Source organism: Mesorhizobium sp. 2RAF21, from assembly GCF_052115345.1.
GTDB classification, from domain to species: Bacteria; Pseudomonadota; Alphaproteobacteria; order Rhizobiales; family Rhizobiaceae; genus Mesorhizobium; species Mesorhizobium terrae.
The window spans coordinates 26,760-43,365 of the sequence record NZ_JBFRGM010000028.1 but is presented as its reverse complement, the minus strand read 5'-3'; the positions used below and the strand labels follow the sequence as shown (position 1 = coordinate 43,365).

The window sequence follows — 16,606 nt, the reverse complement described above, 5'->3', positions numbered from 1 at the left end:
GGGAGCCCTCGCGATCAGTGTCCCGGCCGGCCGCTTTTCTTGGGTCGCCGTGTCTGCCGGCGCTGGTCGCCCGGATCTTCGTAGGAGCCGATGCCGGCACGTTCGCGCACGACCGGCTTCACGTCCTCCGGCTTGACCGGACGCGCACCCTCGACCGGCTTTTCCGTTCGCCGCACCGTCATCTCGTCGAGCGTGTTCTTGCGGAACAGCGACTTGCCGTCGTCCGGTGTGCCATAGTCCGAGCCGTGCGCCTCGGCCGCCGATTGTTTCTTGAACAGCGAACGCGAAACCGCGCCAGCCGGCGTCGGCATGTCGGTGCCCGGTCCCATGTCGTCGATGGACGGCTTGGCAAACAGCGATTTCTTCACGGGGACGGCACCATCGGCGCCCATCTCGTCGAGATGCGGCTTGCGGAAGAGGTTCGGCCGGGCAGCCTTGGCCGCTTCCTCGGCGGCGCGGGCTTCGTCGAGCTTGCGGAAACGCTCCTGCTCCTCGGCGGTACGGTGCTTGGCCACACCCTTGTTGTGCTTGCCCTTCTCCCGGCCAGAGGAGGGGCTTTGGCCCTCGACCTCGCGCGCTAGCGGGTCGTCGGAGATGGCGAGCTCCATCTCGCGCAGCCGTTTGATCTCGTCGCGGACGCGGGCCGCCTTCTCGAAGTCCAGATTGGCGGCCGCGTCGCGCATCTGCTTGTCGAGCGCTTCCAGATGGGCCTTGAGGTTGTTGCCCATCATCGCGCCGGCACTATCGGTGAACTGCGAGATGTCGGCGCGGACGTGGTCCTTCTCGTAGACCGAATCCAGGATGTCGGCGATGCGCGACTTCACGCTTTCCGGCGTGATGCCGTTGGCCTCATTGTATTCCAGCTGCTTCTCGCGGCGGCGGTTGGTCTCCGCCATCGCCCGCTCCATCGAGCCGGTGACCTGGTCGGCATAGAGGATGACCTTGCCGTCGACATTGCGCGCGGCGCGGCCGATCGTCTGGATCAGCGACGTCTCGGAACGCAGGAAGCCTTCCTTGTCGGCGTCAAGGATGGCGACGAAACCGCATTCGGGAATGTCGAGGCCTTCGCGCAACAGGTTGATGCCGACTAGCACGTCGAAGGCGCCGAGGCGCAAGTCGCGCAGGATCTCGATCCGCTCCAGCGTGTCGATGTCGGAGTGCATGTAGCGCACGCGGATGCCGTTCTCGTGCAGATATTCGGTCAGGTCCTCGGCCATGCGCTTGGTCAACACTGTGACCAGCGTGCGGTAACCGGCCTTGGTCGTCTCGCGGATTTCGCCAACGACATCGTCGACCTGGCTCTTCGCTGGCCGAATCTCGACCGGCGGGTCGATCAGGCCAGTCGGACGGATGACCTGTTCGGCGAAGACGCCGCCGGCCTGTTCCATCTCCCAGGCGCCGGGGGTGGCGGAAACACCGACGGTGAGCGGACGCATCGCATCCCACTCCTCGAAACGCAGCGGCCGGTTATCCATGCACGACGGCAGGCGGAAGCCGTATTCGGCCAGCGTCGCCTTGCGGCGGAAGTCGCCCCGGTACATGCCGCCGATCTGCGGCACGGTGACGTGGCTTTCATCGATGAAGACGAGCGCGTTGTCGGGGATGTATTCGAACAACGTCGGCGGCGGATCGCCGGGCCGGCGGCCGGTGAGATAGCGCGAATAGTTCTCGATGCCGGCGCAGGAGCCGGTGGCTTCCAGCATCTCCAGGTCGAAGCGGGTGCGCTGTTCCAGACGTTGCGCCTCGAGCAGACGGCCAGCTTTTTCAAGCTCTTGCAGGCGATGCTGCAATTCTTCCTTGATCGACTTGATGGCTTGATTCAGCGTCGGCCGCGGCGTCACATAGTGCGAGTTGGCATAGATCTTCACGCTTTTCAGGTCGCCGGTCTTGTTGCCGGTCAGCGGATCGAACTCAGTGATCGTCTCGATCTCGTCGCCGAACATCGAGATGCGCCAGGCGCGGTCTTCCAGGTGGGCCGGAAAGATTTCGATGGTGTCGCCGCGCACGCGGAAGGAGCCGCGCACGAAGTTGGCGTCCTGGCGCTTGTATTGCTGGGCGACGAGGTCGGCGAGCAGTTGGCGCTGGTCGAGGCGGTCGCCGATCGACATCTGGAAGGTCATCGCGGTGTAGGTTTCGACCGAACCGATACCGTAGATGCACGAGACCGAAGCGACGATGATGACGTCGTCGCGTTCGAGCAGCGAGCGCGTCGCCGAGTGGCGCATGCGGTCGATCTGCTCGTTGATGGAGCTTTCCTTCTCGATATAGGTGTCCGTCCGGGGCACATAGGCTTCCGGTTGGTAGTAGTCGTAGTAGGAGACGAAATACTCGACCGCGTTCTCCGGGAAGAACTTCTTGAACTCGGCATAGAGCTGCGCTGCCAGCGTCTTGTTCGGCGCCAGGATCAGGGCGGGGCGCTGGGTCTCTTCGATCACCTTGGCCATGGTGAAGGTCTTGCCCGAGCCGGTGACGCCGAGCAGAACCTGGGTGCGGTCCTCATTGGCGACACCTTCGACAAGGTCCTTGATCGCCGTGGGCTGGTCGCCGGACGGCTTGAATTCCGTTTCCATCTTGATGGCGATGCCGCCTTCCGACTTCTCCGGGCGTTCGGGGCGGTGCGGTGTCCACAGCACGCCGTTCTTGTGCAGCGGGTTGCCGCTTTCAATCAGCGCCGACAGCGCGGCAACGGTGGCGGTGACGCCGGAATTGGACAGCGTTTCGGCATCTTCGAGCGAGATATCGAGGCCGGCGACCGGGTTGAGGCCGGCCGCTGTGCGCTCCTTGGCCGTGGCGGCGCCGCCCATGGAGGTGCCACGTGCCGTGCGCGTCGGTGCGGCGCTCTTTTCGGGAACCTTTTTCGGCTTCGGTGTCGCCTTCTCCGCTTCCCTGGAAATCTGTTCGGCCCAGTCCGAGATCGAGCCGCTCAATGGCGCACCGGCGAATTCTGCTTGCGGCGCTTCGTTGAAGCCACCGCGATGCAGCGGCTCGGATGCGTCGAGGAAGTCGGTAACCCCGTTGCCGCGCTTGCGCGGCTGCGCACGGTCGTCAGGCGCCGATGCGGACGTTTTCTTGTCGGAGGATTTGGCCATGCGTCGAATATGGGAGGAGTCCGCCAAAATGGGAAGAGCCGAAAGGTCTTGAGCGACCCTTCGGCTTCGATCTCAACGGCGCTGCTGACATCAGGCTGTCAGGAGCCGGTCAGCGCGGGCAGGGGAAACCGGGGGCGATCTTGCAATGAGCGCCGGGATGCGGCCTGGGCGGACGCGGTTTCCAGCCCGGACGGTGCGGTGGCTTGTGCCAATGGGGCGGCCGCTGCCAGTGCGGCGGGCGATGTGGCGGCCGCACGACGATCGTCGGTGCGATGACCACCGCAGGCGGGCGGCCGGCATAATTGGTCAGATAGTTGGCCGAGACCCAGCCATGGAGGCCGGCGCCCCGCACATTGCACCAATTGTCTTCGCAGCCACGCAGGTTCACGCGAGTGCCCGCCGTCAGCGTGCCGAGCTTGGCATAACCCGCCCCCGGGCCGGAGCGCACGTTGACGTTGCCGGTGGTGTGGGCCGTGGCCGCCAGCGCCGGCGCGGCGGTTGCGATCCCGCCAAGCAAGGCAAGGGCGGTCAGCAATTTACGAAACATCATCGTCCTCCTCCATGACTTCGGTTCGAAGGATTGCATATTAGCCCGCGCTTTCGCAGCGTCACCAGCCTTGTCTGTAGATATAGTTAGGGAGACTGGAAGAAAGTCAGGTTCCATCGGGTTCGTGAGGAAAGTTTTGTCGAATTCGCTCTCGATCTCGCCGTATCAATTCTTCGATAAGATCGATTTTCCTCGAATGCTCTTCTTGTTCTTTAGACGATGCATTGAAGTGAGTTTGATATGCCGATCCCTGAAGGTGATCCTGAAGGATATTGATGAACTCCCGATCGCCAAGTTTTCGGACTTGCCGTTGCGGAGGAGACTTCCATCCTGGCTCGGCTAAGCCTTTCTCATATATCACGTAGGGACTGATTGCCCCCAGCGGCGGATCGAGCGTCTCGAGACGGGACAGCGAGAGGACGTAGTGTCCGTTCCGCTCGGAGGCCTCGACGATATTCTCCGCAAAGGCAATCGCATTGTAGTTTCCAGAAGCCGATATTCCGGAGCGCCTCGGCATATACAAGAGAACCCAATCGCCCAGAGCGCTCTGAACCAGTCTAAGATATTTTTTGGAAAAGAAGAATTTATCGCCAATATCTGGTGCTCTATCCCGCCTGCTGGGATGTTTTAGAACTATATGCGCCAAATGTGATCCCCCGGTATTTTTTACTCGGGCGATCTTTTTTGGGAAACTGACCTATGGTTGCTCCTGTGAGAGGTACAAGTTTAAGTTTAGTGAACCTCGCATTTAGACATTTCGCGTTGTGCGGATATCGTTTGCTGATGGAAGCGCGGATACTTTGACCGCAATATCCAGATAGCCCAGCCGGGCTTCGGTTTCGCGGACGCTATCCATGCAGCAACTGGCCCGGCACAGTTGTCTTATCTGCTCTATTTGGCAGACGCTACGCGCCTATCTTCATTGGTATCAGGGACGGATGAGGGACCGGGCCACCGTCTTTGGCGAGGAGGAGTCATCATGACGAGTTTGCAGGCCGTCTACATCGAATCCGACGCGCTGGGTCTGGCTGGGCTGGTGCAGCGGGGCGAGGTTTCGCCGCTGGAAGTGGTCGAGACCGCCATCGCGATGATCGAGCGCCTCAATCCCAGGCTCAATGCGGTCATTCACCGTCTCTATGACATGGGGCGGGAAACGGCGGCCAGGGTTGACCGCAAGGCGCCGTTCGCGGGCGTTCCGTTCCTGGCCAAGGAACTTGGCAGTTCGTGGAAGGGCGCGCCGCGCACCAATTCGTCGGCCTATCTGAAGCATATCGTGGCCAGCGACGATTCCGAAGGGGTGCGCCGTGCTAAGGCGGCGGGCCTGGTTCTGGTCGGCAAGTCGAACGCACCGGAGAATGGCTGGTCGATCTCGACCGAGCCCAAACTGCATGGCGCTACCATCAACCCCTGGAAGGAAGGCATCACCGCTGGCGGTTCGAGCGGCGGCACCGCGGCGGCAGTGGCCTCGCGCATGGTGCAGATCAGCGAGGCGAGCGACGGGGCCGGCTCCATCCGCATCCCGGCCTCCTGTTGCGGCATCGTCGGGCTGAAACCCTCGCGTGGCCGCGTCACGCTCGCACCCGACGGCGACTTCTGGTACGGCGGCGCCTATTTCCTGTGCCATTCACGCACGGTGCGCGACACCGCTGCCTATCTCGACGCGGTCGCCGGTGCGCTGCCTGGCGATACCTACGTGCCGCCACGGCCAGCCGAAAGCTGGCTGGAATTGTCGCGACGCGCGCCGAAGCGGCTGCGCATCGGCTACACCGTCACGTCCACCAACGGCACGCCGGTCGACCCCGAAGTGAAGTCGGCGGTGCTGGCGACTGCCAAGACCCTTGAGGGGCTCGGACACGATGTCGAGGAGCACAATATGGCGCTCGACGGCAACGACGCCTGGAACACCTATACCCATATGGGGCCTGTGGAGGTGGCGGCGATGTTCGAGGAACTGGCCGCTGTCGTCGGGCGTCCGGTGACGCGGGACGATGTCGAGCCGATCACCTGGGCGGTGATCGAGCGCGGCCGTTCGATCAGCGGCATCAAGCATGCGCAAGACGTTCATAAGCTGCGCCTGCTCAGCCGCGCCATCGCGACCGATCTTTCCCCCTATGACATCTTCGTCACACCGACGCTGACGCAATTGCCGCGCCCGATGGGCTATTACGACATGTCTGAGACCGATCTCGACCGCTACAATGCGAAATGGGCGGATGCCGGTTTCGCGTTTCCGTTCAACCTCTCGGGTTTGCCGGCGATCTCATTGCCGCTCGGCTGGTCTTGCGAGGACATTCCGATCGGGGTTCAGCTCGTCGGGCGCTATGGCGACGAGGCCGCCGTGCTGGCCGTCTCGACCCAGCTCGAACAGGCTATGCCCTGGAAGGACAGGCGGCCATCGATCAGCGCGTGAAGGTTCGCGCTTTTGAATACGGCTTTGTCGTTTCGCACCCTTGTCGGTACGAACTCGACCTGACGCTGCTTCACCCGTTCGGCTCGAATGTGTAAACGGGAGCAAACGAACCGGGCCGCGCGTGTCGAACTATCCGCTCTCCTACAAGCTCTCCTGGCTGCCGCGCTTCCTGAGTCCGTCGCTCGACGGCGATGCCCGGGATTTCGCGCCGCCCGCCGCCGCGCTGATCGCGCCCAGGCCGGCAAGAACGGTGCGGCTGGCGTTCATCGGCGACATTTCGGCGGTTGCGTCGCGACAGGCGCCGGTGTGCGATCCAGCTTTGAAGGAACTGCTCGGTTCGGCCGATCTCGTCATCGGCAATTGCGAGAGCCCGGTGGTGGGACGTGCGCGCGCCCGTTTCGGCACATGGATCGGTACGCATCATGCGATGAACGAGACCTTCCTGTCGGAGGCAATCGCGGCCGTCGGTATCGTGCCCCAACGCCTGGTGCTGTCGGTGGCCAACAACCACATGCTGGACCAGGGCCCTGACGGGTTCGACGAGACGCTGGCGGCCTTGCGGCGCCTCGGCATCGGTGTGATCGGCGCGGCTGCCGACGGTCCGGTAAAGCGTATCAAAGTCCAGGACCTGTCGGTCGGCTTCGCCGCCTTCACGCTGTGGCGCAACGCCGACGAGGCGCTGTTTGCCGGCCGTGTCTCAACGGAAGGCGATCCGGCACGTTGGCTGGATGGTAGTCTGGCAGACGCCGACCTCATGTGCGCGGTGCCGCATTGGGGCTGGGAGTTCAGGCATTTTCCGCAACGCGAAACGATGGAGCTGGCCGGGCGCCTGGTGGAGCACGGTTTCGGGCTGATTGCCGGGCACCACGCTCATGTCGTGCAGCCGGTCGGGCAGGTTGGCATGGTACCTGTCGCCTATGGGCTCGGCGATTTCCTCGGCACCGCGTTGGCCCGCCAGCCATGGCCGGGCCGCATCGGTGCGATCTTTACCGTCGATGTCAGCGCGGAAGAGGGCAGCCGGGGGCAGGTCGCCAGCTACCGGATGCATCCCTTCATGCGGTTGCGCGATGGCGGACGCGAGCGGCTGATGCCTGTGGATGCGTTGCCCGGACGGCTGCGCGCGCGGGTCGAGGCGCGGTTGGCGCGTGTGCTGGGGGCAGCCGAGGCCTGATTGGTCAGCAATCGAAACCGTAATTGGTGCGGTAAAATTCGACGTCTTCCTTCGGCATCTGCTTGAACATGGCGCAAACCGTGAAGCTGCCGATCTGGCGGCCGTTCTTGGCGTAGCCCCAGTCGGAGATGTCGTCGCGGGTGAACTGGATGGTCTGGCCGGCAACCACGTTGCGGACCGCTTGCGGCTCGTTTGCAAGGGTGCCCTCAAAACCCTCCTTGGTACGGCTGAACGGGATGACCCAGAAATGTTCCGTGGCGTCGCCGTCGCGGACCATCACCTTCAGCTTGTAGCCTTGGGTGTCGTTCGGTGGCGCTTCGGCCAGTTTCAGGAAATCGTCCAGCGTCGCCCGGGCGTGTTTGATCGCGGCGTTCATGTCGGGGTCGTCCCGAGCGATGTCGACGACCTTGTCATCGCTTTGCGCGCCGGCGGTAAGCGGGACCAGGAACAGGGCTATGAGCAGCAACAGTCGAGGCAAGCGGTTCACGGGCAGCTCCTGCTGTTGCCGGTCAATCCGAGTTTGGCTTTAATCTTTCAGCCGTAACGCAGCTTCATGGCGACGATAGCCGCGACCAGCACGAAGGTGAAGCCGTTGGCCAAGATGACCGGCCAGGAGCCGATCAGCACCCCGTAGAGTGCCCACAGCAGGATGCCAAAGGCCAGGAAGCCGGTGGTGGCCAGCGAGATGTCGCCAGCCCGGCGCTCGCGCGCGATCTTGGCGACCTGCGGAATCCAGCCGACGGTCGTAATGAAAGCGGCGACCGCGCCGATGAGTTCGATTGACGGGAGCAAGACAGTTTCTTTCGCAAATATCGGTGGGAGGCCGATTGAACCGGTTCAATAATGGCAGAAAGCGTGATTCCTGGGAAGACGGACATGGGCTGGACCAAAAAAGAAGATGTCAGGCCCGTGGAACCCTCCATGCGAGCGATCCGTGAGGCGCGAACCGGGCGTCACAAGCCTCTAAGCGATGTCATAAAACGTGTCTGGCAGGATTTTTTCGGCGCCGTTTCGTGAATGGCGGGATCGCGAAATGCGGCGTTCGGGTGGCATCGGGGCTCGGTGGCGAGCGAGTTCCTTTTGTTGCGCAAAACCGCTGCAGCGAATGGCACGAGACGGTCCGAAGCAGTGGCTATGCGCAAATGTGTCTGAAATAAGCCCATGATTTCATTTAACAAAGTCACCCTTCGTGATTTGTTTGCGCTGGCCGTCAACGGTTAGCTTTTGACTGTCCTGCCGCTCCTGCCGCGTTCGATCCTGTTTTGGCGGAGAGGCTGAAGGGCACTTTCGATTTCCGAAAACGGAGCATCAAGCCATGAAGAAGACCCTCGCGACCGCAGCCGCTCTCCTTGCCCTCGTCGGCTCAGCCTATGCCGCGACGGTGGCCGGCAAGATCGAGGCAATCGACCCTGCCACCAAGTCGATCACGCTTGACGACGGCAAAATCTATCAGCTGCCCCCGGAAGCCTCGCTGACGCATCTCAAGGTCGGCGCCAAAGTGAACGTCACCGTCGACGACAAGACGGGCACCGTGACGTCGATCGCCAAGGGATCGTAGCCGCGCGTTTCGGGCGACAACCTTCCATGGATGGCCGGCCCCGACGGGCCGGCCGCTATGTGCAGGCAAACGCGGACGCAACGCCGTTTGTTACGGCGAGGGCAACTGTGCCGAGAGCCAGCCGGCCGAACGCCCCATTGCCGAAGCCGTGCTGGACACAGTCTGGCTGAGGCCGGTCTTGACCAGGGCGTAGCCATTTTCGGTGCGGTAGAGGACGGCGCGGCCTCCGTCGACCATCGTATCGTAGAAAGTCGGCTTGAAATCGGGATTGGCGACCGCCGTCGCACTCGGACCGATTGGCATTTCGGGCCGGCGCAGCCCGAGCGCCGCGATTTCGTCGGTGATGACAGGCGGCGGGCCGTTATCGGGCGTGGCAGGCGCCGCGGCGAGCTTGCTGGCCGGCTTCTGCACGGTGCGGCAAACGCCGGACACCAACGGATAGTCGAAACTCTTGTGGCGCAGCACTTGGCTTTTCATGGCTGCCTCGCAGTCGGCAAGGTTCGACCATTTGGCCGGCGTCTCGCCGATATATTCGCAAAGCTTGGCGTCACAGTCGCAGCCGACGATGGTCATGGCGACGAGGGCGGTCTTGATCACGTGTTCGGTCCCTTCGGAAGTCGCGACGACGATGACCTTCGAACAAGGCGGGATTTCGCTGTGATTGTGAAATGAGCGTGGCGTTTTGCGCAGCGCTGCCGGCCGCGACAAGATCAGCAGCCGTGGCCGTGTTCGGCCCGGCAGGTTCCAAAAGACAGTTGGCGCCGGGATCTCTCCCAGCGCCTCCCTGTCAGACCAGGACCAGTCAGCGGTCGCAACATCCAAAGGTTGTTGCAGCGTGCCAGCCTTGATTTTGACGACCCTTCAGGTCGCGCACCCCGAAAGGCAGCGCCCTTTCCGGATCACGCCGTTCTCGGTCCTTTCGAACTCCGGTCGACGTGCCATCGAAGGTCTTTCCCGGCCTTCATGGCTTGCATCGGTCCGCCGTTGGCGTTCGCACGCTTTCCGCGGCCCCGTACTTCGTGGCTCCCGCTCCAGCATCAGGCCGAAACCTGCGCCGGTCGGCGCCGTACGGGCCTCAGGAGTTTCCGCGTGGTTGCCGTTGTCTTTCGACCGTTCAATCCGTGGCCGCCTGAGATAATCTAACCATACGCCCGTTTGACGGCGCCCGGAACCGCTGACGGCCTGTGGATACCGGGATTATCGGGTATATCGGCTGGCGGTCGCAGTTTTTTCGGGTAAACAGGCCGGTTTGCCGCGAGCGGCCTGAACAGGCGAATTCGGTCAGGCGCTTGCTCTCCATTCCCCTGCGCGCTTCAATGCCGGCAAAGAACCGCCACGATCGGGGGAGGCGCGGTTGAAAGTCGGTGTCATCCTCAATCCGGTCGCCGGCGGCGGGCGATTGAAGCAGGACTGGACCATGGTCGCCGCGGCGATCGAACGGCATCTCGGTGCCTTCGACATGCGGGAGACGCAGGCCGAGCGTGATGCCGAGCGGCTGGCGCTGGAATTCGCCGTCGAAGGTTACGAGCTGGTGCTGGCCGCCGGCGGCGACGGTACGGCCAGCGAAGTGGCCGACGGCCTGCTGCAGGCCGTGGGCGAAGGCCATGCCGGCACGGCGCTCGCCTTGCTGCCTTGCGGCACCGGAAGCGATTTCGCGCGCGGGCTCGATCTTCCGCGCGACATCGATGCGCTGCTCGCGCGGATCGCCGCCAGCGAAGCCCGCATGATCGATGTCGGCCGCATCTGTTATGTCGACGACCACGGAGCGCTCGCCAGCCGGCATTTCATCAACATCGCCAGCGCCGGCCTTTCCGGGGCGGCGGACCGGGCGGTGAATGCCGACAAGCGCAAGGGAAGGGTGTCGGCGAAACTGCTCTTCCTATGGCGCACGGCGACGGAGTTCCTGCGCTACCGCTTTCAGACGGTGTCGATCACCGTCGACGACGGCGAGCCGTTCGAAGCGCGCGTCGCGCTGGTCGCCGCCGCCAATGGCCGTTTCTTCGGCGGTGGCATGATGATCGCGCCCGATGCCGTGCTCGACGATGGGCAGTTCGACTTCGTCATCCTGCGGGCGGCGAGCAAGCTCCGGCTGATCTGGGATATCCGGCTGCTCTATGGCGGCCGGCATCGCAATCATCCGGCCATCACCATCGTACGGGGCAAAAGGCTACTGGTGGAGCCGGTCGGCGATGCGAACGGCAACAGCGCGCTCGTCGACATTGACGGAGAGTCGCCGGGCCAGATTCCGGCGCAGTTCGAGATCCTGCCGCGGGCCCTGTCGGTCAGGTGGTAAGCAGGCCTGGTTCCAGCGACATACGCCGAATGTCCTCAGGTGTTGATTCAACCACCTGCCGATCCGATTCCGCTATGGGCGGCAAGCCGTTGATCTTGAATCGTTTTCCTCAGGCCTCAAGCTTGGCCGGAAAGCCTGGAGCTCGAAGGTCAGTGCCGACTGCGTCTTCCAGGAGTTTGACGATCATCGTCGACCAGGCGTCGCCGCCGTATTTTTGTTTGCCCAACTCGAAGATGGCATTGACCCGCGATGCGAGGTCGAGCGGCACGCCGAACTCCTCGCCCATGCGCGCGGCAAAGCCGAGATCCTTCAGCGCGAGATCCATGGTGAAGCCGATGTCGTAGGAGCCGCTGAGCACTAACTGGCTCTCGGTCTCGTGGACAAAGCTGGTGCCCGACGAGGCGGCGATGGCGTGAAACGCCTGGGCGAGATCGAGCCCGCCCTGCTTCGCCAGCATCAGCGCCTCGCCGGCGGCGACGAGGTGGATGAAGGCCAGCATGTTGGTGATGACCTTGATCACCGCCGCCGAGCCGACCGGGCCCATCAGGAACGAGCGCGAACACATCGCTTCGATTGCTTCGCGGTGGCGCTCGTAGAGGGCGGGGTCGCCGCCGACCAGTGCCGTGATTTTTCCCGTGGCCGCGAGGTGGACGCCACCGGTGACGGGGCACTCCAGCGTCTCGACGCCCCTCGCGGCGGCAAGCGCCGCGAGACGGATAATTTCGTCGCGGCCGTTGGTCGACATCTCGATCCAGGTTCCGCCCCTCGTCAGGCCTTCCAGCAGCCCAGCCGGGCCGGCGAGTACGGCCTCGCTGATCTTGGGCGAGGGCAGGCAGGTGATGGCGTTTTTTGCGCGGGCCGCCGCGTCCGCTGGAGAGGCGGCGGCGGTGGCGCCGAGCGCTACGAGGCGCGCGACCGCCGCCGGATCATGGTCGTGGACGGTGACGTCGAAGCCGTTGCGGACGAGCGAGGCGGCGAGATGACCCCCGAGATGGCCGAGGCCGATGAAGGCGTATGCCTCGCTCACGGCATCAACGGCGTCTGCATCATCTGCAGGTGAAGTTCCTTGCCGCTGTAGGGATGCGCTTCGCACACCGCCTCGTTCAGCTCGACGCCGAGGCCCGGCTCCTTCGATGGGATGACCCAGCCGTCCTGCCATTCGATTTTTTTCTTCAGCAGGGTGGCGTGGAAGCCATCCCATTGCTTGAGCGATTCCAGGATCAGGAAGTTCGGCAGAGTCGCGGCGAGCTGGATGTTGGCGGCGCCGACGATCGGTCCGCAATAGCAATGCGGAGCGATCTGGATGTGATAGGCCTCAGCCATCGCCGCGATCTTCTTGGTTTCCAGAATGCCGCCCGAGCGGCCGAGATCCGGCTGCAGGATGGTGGCGGCACGATTTTCGATGACACGTGCGAACTCGAATTTCGTCGTCAGCCGCTCGCCGGTGGCGATCGGGATCGACGTGCCACGAGCGACCTGCGCCATCACCTCGGGCATGTCCGGCGGCACCGGCTCCTCGAACCAGAGCGGATCGTAGGGCTCGATGGCGCGAGCCATGCGCAAGGCGCCGGACGCGGTGAACTGGCCGTGCGTGCCGAACAGGATGTCGGCGCGGGTGCCGACCGCCTCGCGGATCGCCTTGATCATCCGGGCGGACAGGTCGATGTCGATCAGGCGGGGCTGATGGCCGTCAAAGGCCGTATAGGGACCGGCCGGATCGAGCTTCACCGCGTTGAAGCCCTGGCCGACGTAGAGTGCGGCGCATTCTGCGGCAAGGTCGGGGTCGTTGTAGACGTTCTTGCCGCTCGCGTCCTCCGAATGGACGCTGCCGGAATGCGGATAGAGATAGGTGTAGGAACGCAGCTTCTCGTGCACCTGGCCGCCCAGCAGCTTGTATACCGGTTTGCCGGCCTCCTTGCCGATGATGTCCCAGCAAGCCATTTCGAGCGCCGAGAAACAGCCCATGCCGGACACGTCCGGACGCTGGGTGAAGCCGGACGAATAGCAGCGGCGGAAGAAGTTCTCGACATCATGCGGGTCGCGACCGACCAGATAGCGTTCCGCCATATCCTCGATCATGCGCGCGGTGACATGCGCAGAGAAAGTGGCGTTGTAAGCCTCGCCATAGCCGACGACGTTGGAATCGGTCGTCAGCTTCACGAAGATGAAATACTTGCCGCCGATGCCCGGCGGAGGGTTGCCGACAACCCAGGTCTTGACGTCGGTGATTTTCATCGGTGGTCCTCCAAAACCATTTCGGCGCCTTTCCAACCCGTCATGATCGAGGCGGCATTGGTGTTGCCGGCGATATTGTCAGGGAAAATCGAAGCGTCGATGACGCGCAGGCCCGCAAGGCCATGGACCTTGAGGCGCGGATCGACCACGGCGCGCGATGGGTCCGGCCCCATGCGGCAGGTCGAGACGGGATGATAAACGGTGCCCGAGCGCTTCCTGAAATCCTGAATCAGGTCCGCATCGGAAGTGATTGACGGGCCTGGCAAAACCTCTTCCGCGATGACCTCGGCCATCGCCGGCATGGCTGCGATGCGGCGCAGGAATTTCACCGCGTCGAGCATTTCCGACACGTCTTCATTGGTCGAAAAGGCATTGGGCGTGATCTTCGGGTAGGCGAATGGGTCCGCCGAGCGGATCATGATTTCGCCACGGCTCGACGGTCTGCAGTTGGAAAGGCCGATGGAGAAGCCCGGCCAGGGGTCCGGTGTCAGGATAGGGCGCTCTCCGGCTCGAGGCAGCACGGTCGAGAACACCTGGAAATAGAGCTGCATGTTCGGGCGCGGCTGGTCGGCATCCGTGCGGAAGAAGCCGCCACCCTGGTTCATCGACATCGACAGCGGTCCGGAGCGCAGCACCAGATAGTGCAGGCCGACCAGCAGCTTGCCCCACCACGGTCGCAGGATCTGGTTAAGCGTCGGCTGCGTAGCCTTCCAGGTGTAGTTGACGCCCTGGTGGTCCTGGAGGTTGCGGCCGACATTGTCCGCCGCGTGGACGACCGGGATGTCGAGGTCGGTGAGCAGGGGGCCGGGTCCAACGCCCGACAATTGCAAAAGCTGCGGCGAATTGATGGAGCCGCCCGACAGGATGACTTCCCTGCCGGCACGCGCGGTCCTGGTTTCGCCATTCTGGACATATTCGACGCCGACGGCGCGTTTGCCCTCGAACAGGATTTTTGTTGCCAGCGCATGCATTTCGACGCGGACATTGGCGCGCTTCATGGCGGGGCGCAGGAAGGCACGCGCCGCCGAGACACGACGGCCGTTCCTGGTGGTGATCTGGTAGACGCCGGCGCCCTCCTGCGCGGCACCGTTGAAGTCGCTGTTCGGCGGCAGGCCAGCCTGCTCGGCTGCTTTGAGATAGCGGACCGTCAGTGGATGCACGCGCGCGCGATTGTCGGTGATGTGGACTGGCCCGCCGCGCCCGCGCCACTGGTTGGCACCAGCCTCGTTGTCCTCGAGCGCCTTGAAGATCGGCAGGACGTCGTCATAGCTCCAGCCGGGGTTGCCGGCTTCGGCCCAGGCGTCGAAATCCTCCCGCGCACCACGGATCCATACCATCGCGTTGATGGAACTCGATCCACCCAGGATCTTGCCGCGCGGCCAATGATCGGCGCTGTTGGCAAGCCCCGGGTCCGGTTCCGCCTTGTAGTTCCAGTTCACCACAGGGTCAAAAAAGGTCTTGCCGTAGCCCAGGGGCATCTGCACGAAGAAGCGACGGTCGGTGCCGCCTGCCTCCAGCACCAGGACCGAGAAGCGACCGGAGGCCGAGAGGCGTTCTGCCACGACCGAGCCTGCCGAGCCCGATCCAACGACGATGAAATCATAAGTCTGCATGTTGGGGTGTGATGTCCGGAATGCTTGTCGGCATCAGACTAGCTGTCGCATTCCCTGCAATCACCGGCACTTCCGGCATGCTGTGTGAGAAATGCGACCACGTGGTTTCTTCATTCGCGCAACACTGTCTCGCGTGGTGGCGGCGTTGACGCCTTGGCGTCACGTCGCTACGCCATCATGACGACGCTTTGGCATGAGGGACTTTCGCATGGTGCATTACGCGGATGGAAAACCGCTCGGCGATCTGACGCTGCGGACGCTGGCCATGCCTTCGGACGCCAATGCCGCGGGCGACATTTTCGGCGGCTGGGTGATGGCGCAGATGGACCTTGCCTGCGGCATCCGCGCGGCGGAGCGCGCCAAGGGAAGGGTGGTGACGGCGGCGGTGAAGGAAATGTCCTTCGCAAAGCCGATGAAAATCGGCGATACGCTGTGCATCTACACGCATGTCGAGCGTGTCGGCCGGACCTCGATGACACTGAAGGTCGAGGCCTGGGCGCAACGATACCTTTCCGACCTGATGGAAATGGTAACCCACGCCGATTTCGTCATGGTGGCGCTCGATGGCGAAGGCAGGCCGAAAGTCGTGCCGGCCGAATGACGCTGATGGCCGTCAGGCCACAGCCTTGATGCCGTCAAAACGGGCACGCGCTTCGTTGATGCGGCCTGTATTGGCGATGGCCCATTCAGCCAATCCCTTGACCGGGATCGACAGCTCTCGGCCAAGATCGGTCAATTCGTAATCCACCCTTGGCGGAATGGTCGGAAAGACCGTGCGCGTGACAAACCCGTCGCGTTCCAGGCTGCGCAGCGTCGTCGTCAGCATCTTTTGCGAGATGTTGCCGATGCCGTGCTTGATCTCGTTGAAGCGCTGCGGGCCCTCTCCGAGATTCTGCACCACGAGCAAAGACCATTTGTCGCCGATGCGTTGCAGGATATCGCTCACCGCCTGGCAATCCTTGGTGATGTGGGGGTGCCTCGGTTTCAAAAAAGTGCCTCCTTGCCAACCGAGTTGACAGTATCAGATATAGTCTCGGTATCCAAATGATACTGTATTTGATGAGGAGCTTGTAGATGTCAAAGCCCAAGATCGCCGTCGTTATCGGCTCGACGCGTGCCGCCCGCTTCGCCGACGCGCCGACCGAATGGATTGCAAAACTGGCCCGGGAACGCGGCGACTTAACCGTCGAGGTGGTGGACCTTCGTGATTTTCCGATGCCGTTCTTCGATGAGGTGGCGTCGTCGCTGTGGGTGCCCTCCAGCAACGAGATTGCGCAGAAGTGGCAGAAGAAGGTCGAGGAATATGACGGCTACATCTTCGTCACCGGCGAATACAATCGCGGGCCCAGCGCGGTCCTGAAGAACGCGCTCGACTATGCCTACACCGAGTGGAACAGGAAACCTGCGGCTTTCGTGGGGTATGGCGGTGTCGGCGGTGCCCGCGCGATCGAACAGCTGCGTCTCAATGCCGTCGAATTGCAGATGGCGCCGGTGCGTACGGCCGTGCACATCGTTCTTGCCGACTACCTCGCCATCAAAGCCGGCAGGAAGATCGTGGAGTTCGAGCACCTCAACCAGGCCGCGCACGACATGCTGAACCAGTTGTCCTGGTTTGCACATGCCTTGAAGGCCGCGCGCGACGCGGATGCCGAGACGGCGGATGTGGCAGCAGCTTGAAGTCGCCTGGATG

Annotated in this window: 16 protein-coding genes; 6 read left to right on the top strand and 10 right to left on the bottom strand. The window is 63.0% G+C overall.

Annotated elements, in window-relative coordinates; genetic code table 11:
• Window positions 1-14 precede the first annotated feature (14 nt).
• The 3 genes from uvrB to AB4136_RS30150 all read right to left on the bottom strand — a co-directional run bounded on the left by uvrB (window position 15) and on the right by AB4136_RS30150 (window position 4,282).
• A complete protein-coding gene (gene uvrB / locus AB4136_RS30160) occupies window positions 15-3,089 on the bottom strand; it encodes an excinuclease ABC subunit UvrB (RefSeq protein ID WP_024925388.1) in 3,075 nt (1,024 codons plus the stop codon).
• A gap of 109 nt (window positions 3,090-3,198) precedes the next feature.
• The gene (locus AB4136_RS30155; protein ID WP_024925387.1) at window positions 3,199-3,639 is read right to left on the bottom strand and encodes an SH3 domain-containing protein; all 441 of its coding nucleotides are present in this window, start codon (window positions 3,637-3,639) and stop codon (window positions 3,199-3,201) included.
• A gap of 103 nt (window positions 3,640-3,742) precedes the next feature.
• Window positions 3,743-4,282, bottom strand: coding sequence for a hypothetical protein (locus tag AB4136_RS30150; protein ID WP_137901377.1), 540 nt, complete (start codon window positions 4,280-4,282; stop codon window positions 3,743-3,745).
• Window positions 4,283-4,615: 333 nt separating this feature from the next.
• Here AB4136_RS30150 and AB4136_RS30145 point away from each other — a divergent pair, with 333 nt between their 5' ends.
• Together AB4136_RS30145 and AB4136_RS30140 are read left to right on the top strand one after the other, a co-directional pair.
• Window positions 4,616-6,046 carry an amidase gene (locus AB4136_RS30145; RefSeq protein ID WP_024925385.1) on the top strand — a complete coding sequence of 477 codons (1,431 nt, stop codon included), beginning with the start codon at window positions 4,616-4,618 and terminating at the stop codon, window positions 6,044-6,046.
• Between the two features lie 121 nt (window positions 6,047-6,167).
• Window positions 6,168-7,217 carry a CapA family protein gene (locus tag AB4136_RS30140; protein ID WP_024925384.1) on the top strand — a complete coding sequence of 350 codons (1,050 nt, stop codon included), beginning with the start codon at window positions 6,168-6,170 and terminating at the stop codon, window positions 7,215-7,217.
• Between the two features lie 4 nt (window positions 7,218-7,221).
• On the opposite strand, the gene AB4136_RS30135 is transcribed toward AB4136_RS30140, so the two are convergent.
• Both AB4136_RS30135 and AB4136_RS30130 read right to left on the bottom strand, forming a co-directional pair.
• Window positions 7,222-7,704 (bottom strand): YegJ family protein, encoded by a 483-nt coding sequence (locus AB4136_RS30135; protein WP_244431127.1) that lies wholly within the window; start codon window positions 7,702-7,704, stop codon window positions 7,222-7,224.
• Window positions 7,705-7,751: 47 nt separating this feature from the next.
• Window positions 7,752-8,009, bottom strand: coding sequence for a SemiSWEET family sugar transporter (locus AB4136_RS30130; protein ID WP_024925382.1), 258 nt, complete (start codon window positions 8,007-8,009; stop codon window positions 7,752-7,754).
• 523 nt (window positions 8,010-8,532) lie between these two features.
• Between AB4136_RS30130 and AB4136_RS30125 the strand changes: the two genes are divergently transcribed.
• Window positions 8,533-8,775 carry a DUF1344 domain-containing protein gene (locus tag AB4136_RS30125; RefSeq protein ID WP_024925381.1) on the top strand — a complete coding sequence of 81 codons (243 nt, stop codon included), beginning with the start codon at window positions 8,533-8,535 and terminating at the stop codon, window positions 8,773-8,775.
• A gap of 90 nt (window positions 8,776-8,865) precedes the next feature.
• Here the strand turns inward: AB4136_RS30125 and AB4136_RS30120 are convergent, their stop codons facing one another.
• The gene (locus tag AB4136_RS30120) at window positions 8,866-9,372 is read right to left on the bottom strand and encodes a hypothetical protein (RefSeq protein ID WP_024925380.1); all 507 of its coding nucleotides are present in this window, start codon (window positions 9,370-9,372) and stop codon (window positions 8,866-8,868) included.
• 757 nt (window positions 9,373-10,129) lie between these two features.
• On the opposite strand from AB4136_RS30120, the gene AB4136_RS30115 reads away from it, so the two are divergent.
• Window positions 10,130-11,068 carry a diacylglycerol/lipid kinase family protein gene (locus AB4136_RS30115; protein WP_024925379.1) on the top strand — a complete coding sequence of 313 codons (939 nt, stop codon included), beginning with the start codon at window positions 10,130-10,132 and terminating at the stop codon, window positions 11,066-11,068.
• A gap of 109 nt (window positions 11,069-11,177) precedes the next feature.
• Here AB4136_RS30115 and AB4136_RS30110 read toward each other — a convergent pair whose 3' ends face one another.
• From AB4136_RS30110 to AB4136_RS30100, 3 genes are read right to left on the bottom strand one after another with little or no spacing between them, the layout of a single operon-like run.
• Window positions 11,178-12,095: an NAD(P)-dependent oxidoreductase gene (locus AB4136_RS30110; protein ID WP_024925378.1), complete on the bottom strand. Its 918-nt coding sequence runs from the start codon at window positions 12,093-12,095 to the stop codon at window positions 11,178-11,180.
• The gene (locus AB4136_RS30105) at window positions 12,092-13,303 is read right to left on the bottom strand and encodes a mandelate racemase/muconate lactonizing enzyme family protein (RefSeq protein WP_024925377.1); all 1,212 of its coding nucleotides are present in this window, start codon (window positions 13,301-13,303) and stop codon (window positions 12,092-12,094) included. The genes AB4136_RS30110 and AB4136_RS30105 overlap by 4 nt, the downstream gene beginning before the upstream one ends.
• On the bottom strand, window positions 13,300-14,916 hold the full coding sequence (locus tag AB4136_RS30100) for a GMC family oxidoreductase (protein ID WP_024925376.1): 1,617 nt from the start codon (window positions 14,914-14,916) through the stop codon (window positions 13,300-13,302). Before AB4136_RS30100 ends, AB4136_RS30105 begins: the two co-directional genes overlap by 4 nt.
• Before the next feature lie 208 nt (window positions 14,917-15,124).
• Between AB4136_RS30100 and AB4136_RS30095 the strand changes: the two genes are divergently transcribed.
• Window positions 15,125-15,517 (top strand): acyl-CoA thioesterase, encoded by a 393-nt coding sequence (locus AB4136_RS30095; RefSeq protein WP_024925375.1) that lies wholly within the window; start codon window positions 15,125-15,127, stop codon window positions 15,515-15,517.
• Window positions 15,518-15,529: 12 nt separating this feature from the next.
• Here the strand turns inward: AB4136_RS30095 and AB4136_RS30090 are convergent, their stop codons facing one another.
• Complete coding sequence (locus AB4136_RS30090) at window positions 15,530-15,904, bottom strand: winged helix-turn-helix transcriptional regulator (protein ID WP_024925374.1); 375 nt, start codon at window positions 15,902-15,904, stop codon at window positions 15,530-15,532.
• Window positions 15,905-15,990: 86 nt separating this feature from the next.
• Between AB4136_RS30090 and AB4136_RS30085 the strand changes: the two genes are divergently transcribed.
• Window positions 15,991-16,593: an NADPH-dependent FMN reductase gene (locus tag AB4136_RS30085; protein ID WP_024925373.1), complete on the top strand. Its 603-nt coding sequence runs from the start codon at window positions 15,991-15,993 to the stop codon at window positions 16,591-16,593.
• The last annotated feature ends 13 nt before the right edge of the window (window positions 16,594-16,606 follow it).

What these genes read in the sequence shown, in the direction of transcription:
- AB4136_RS30125 (WP_024925381.1), top strand. Translation starts at nt 8,533, where the DNA reads ATGAAGAAGACCCTCGCGACCGCAGCCGCTCTCCTTGCCCTCGTCGGC.
- AB4136_RS30100 (WP_024925376.1), bottom strand. Translation starts at nt 14,916, where the DNA reads ATGCAGACTTATGATTTCATCGTCGTTGGATCGGGCTCGGCAGGCTCG.
- AB4136_RS30085 (WP_024925373.1), top strand. Translation starts at nt 15,991, where the DNA reads ATGTCAAAGCCCAAGATCGCCGTCGTTATCGGCTCGACGCGTGCCGCC.
- AB4136_RS30145 (WP_024925385.1), top strand. Translation starts at nt 4,616, where the DNA reads ATGACGAGTTTGCAGGCCGTCTACATCGAATCCGACGCGCTGGGTCTG.
- AB4136_RS30155 (WP_024925387.1), bottom strand. Translation starts at nt 3,639, where the DNA reads ATGATGTTTCGTAAATTGCTGACCGCCCTTGCCTTGCTTGGCGGGATC.
- AB4136_RS30095 (WP_024925375.1), top strand. Translation starts at nt 15,125, where the DNA reads ATGGTGCATTACGCGGATGGAAAACCGCTCGGCGATCTGACGCTGCGG.
- AB4136_RS30105 (WP_024925377.1), bottom strand. Translation starts at nt 13,303, where the DNA reads ATGAAAATCACCGACGTCAAGACCTGGGTTGTCGGCAACCCTCCGCCG.
- uvrB (WP_024925388.1), bottom strand. Translation starts at nt 3,089, where the DNA reads ATGGCCAAATCCTCCGACAAGAAAACGTCCGCATCGGCGCCTGACGAC.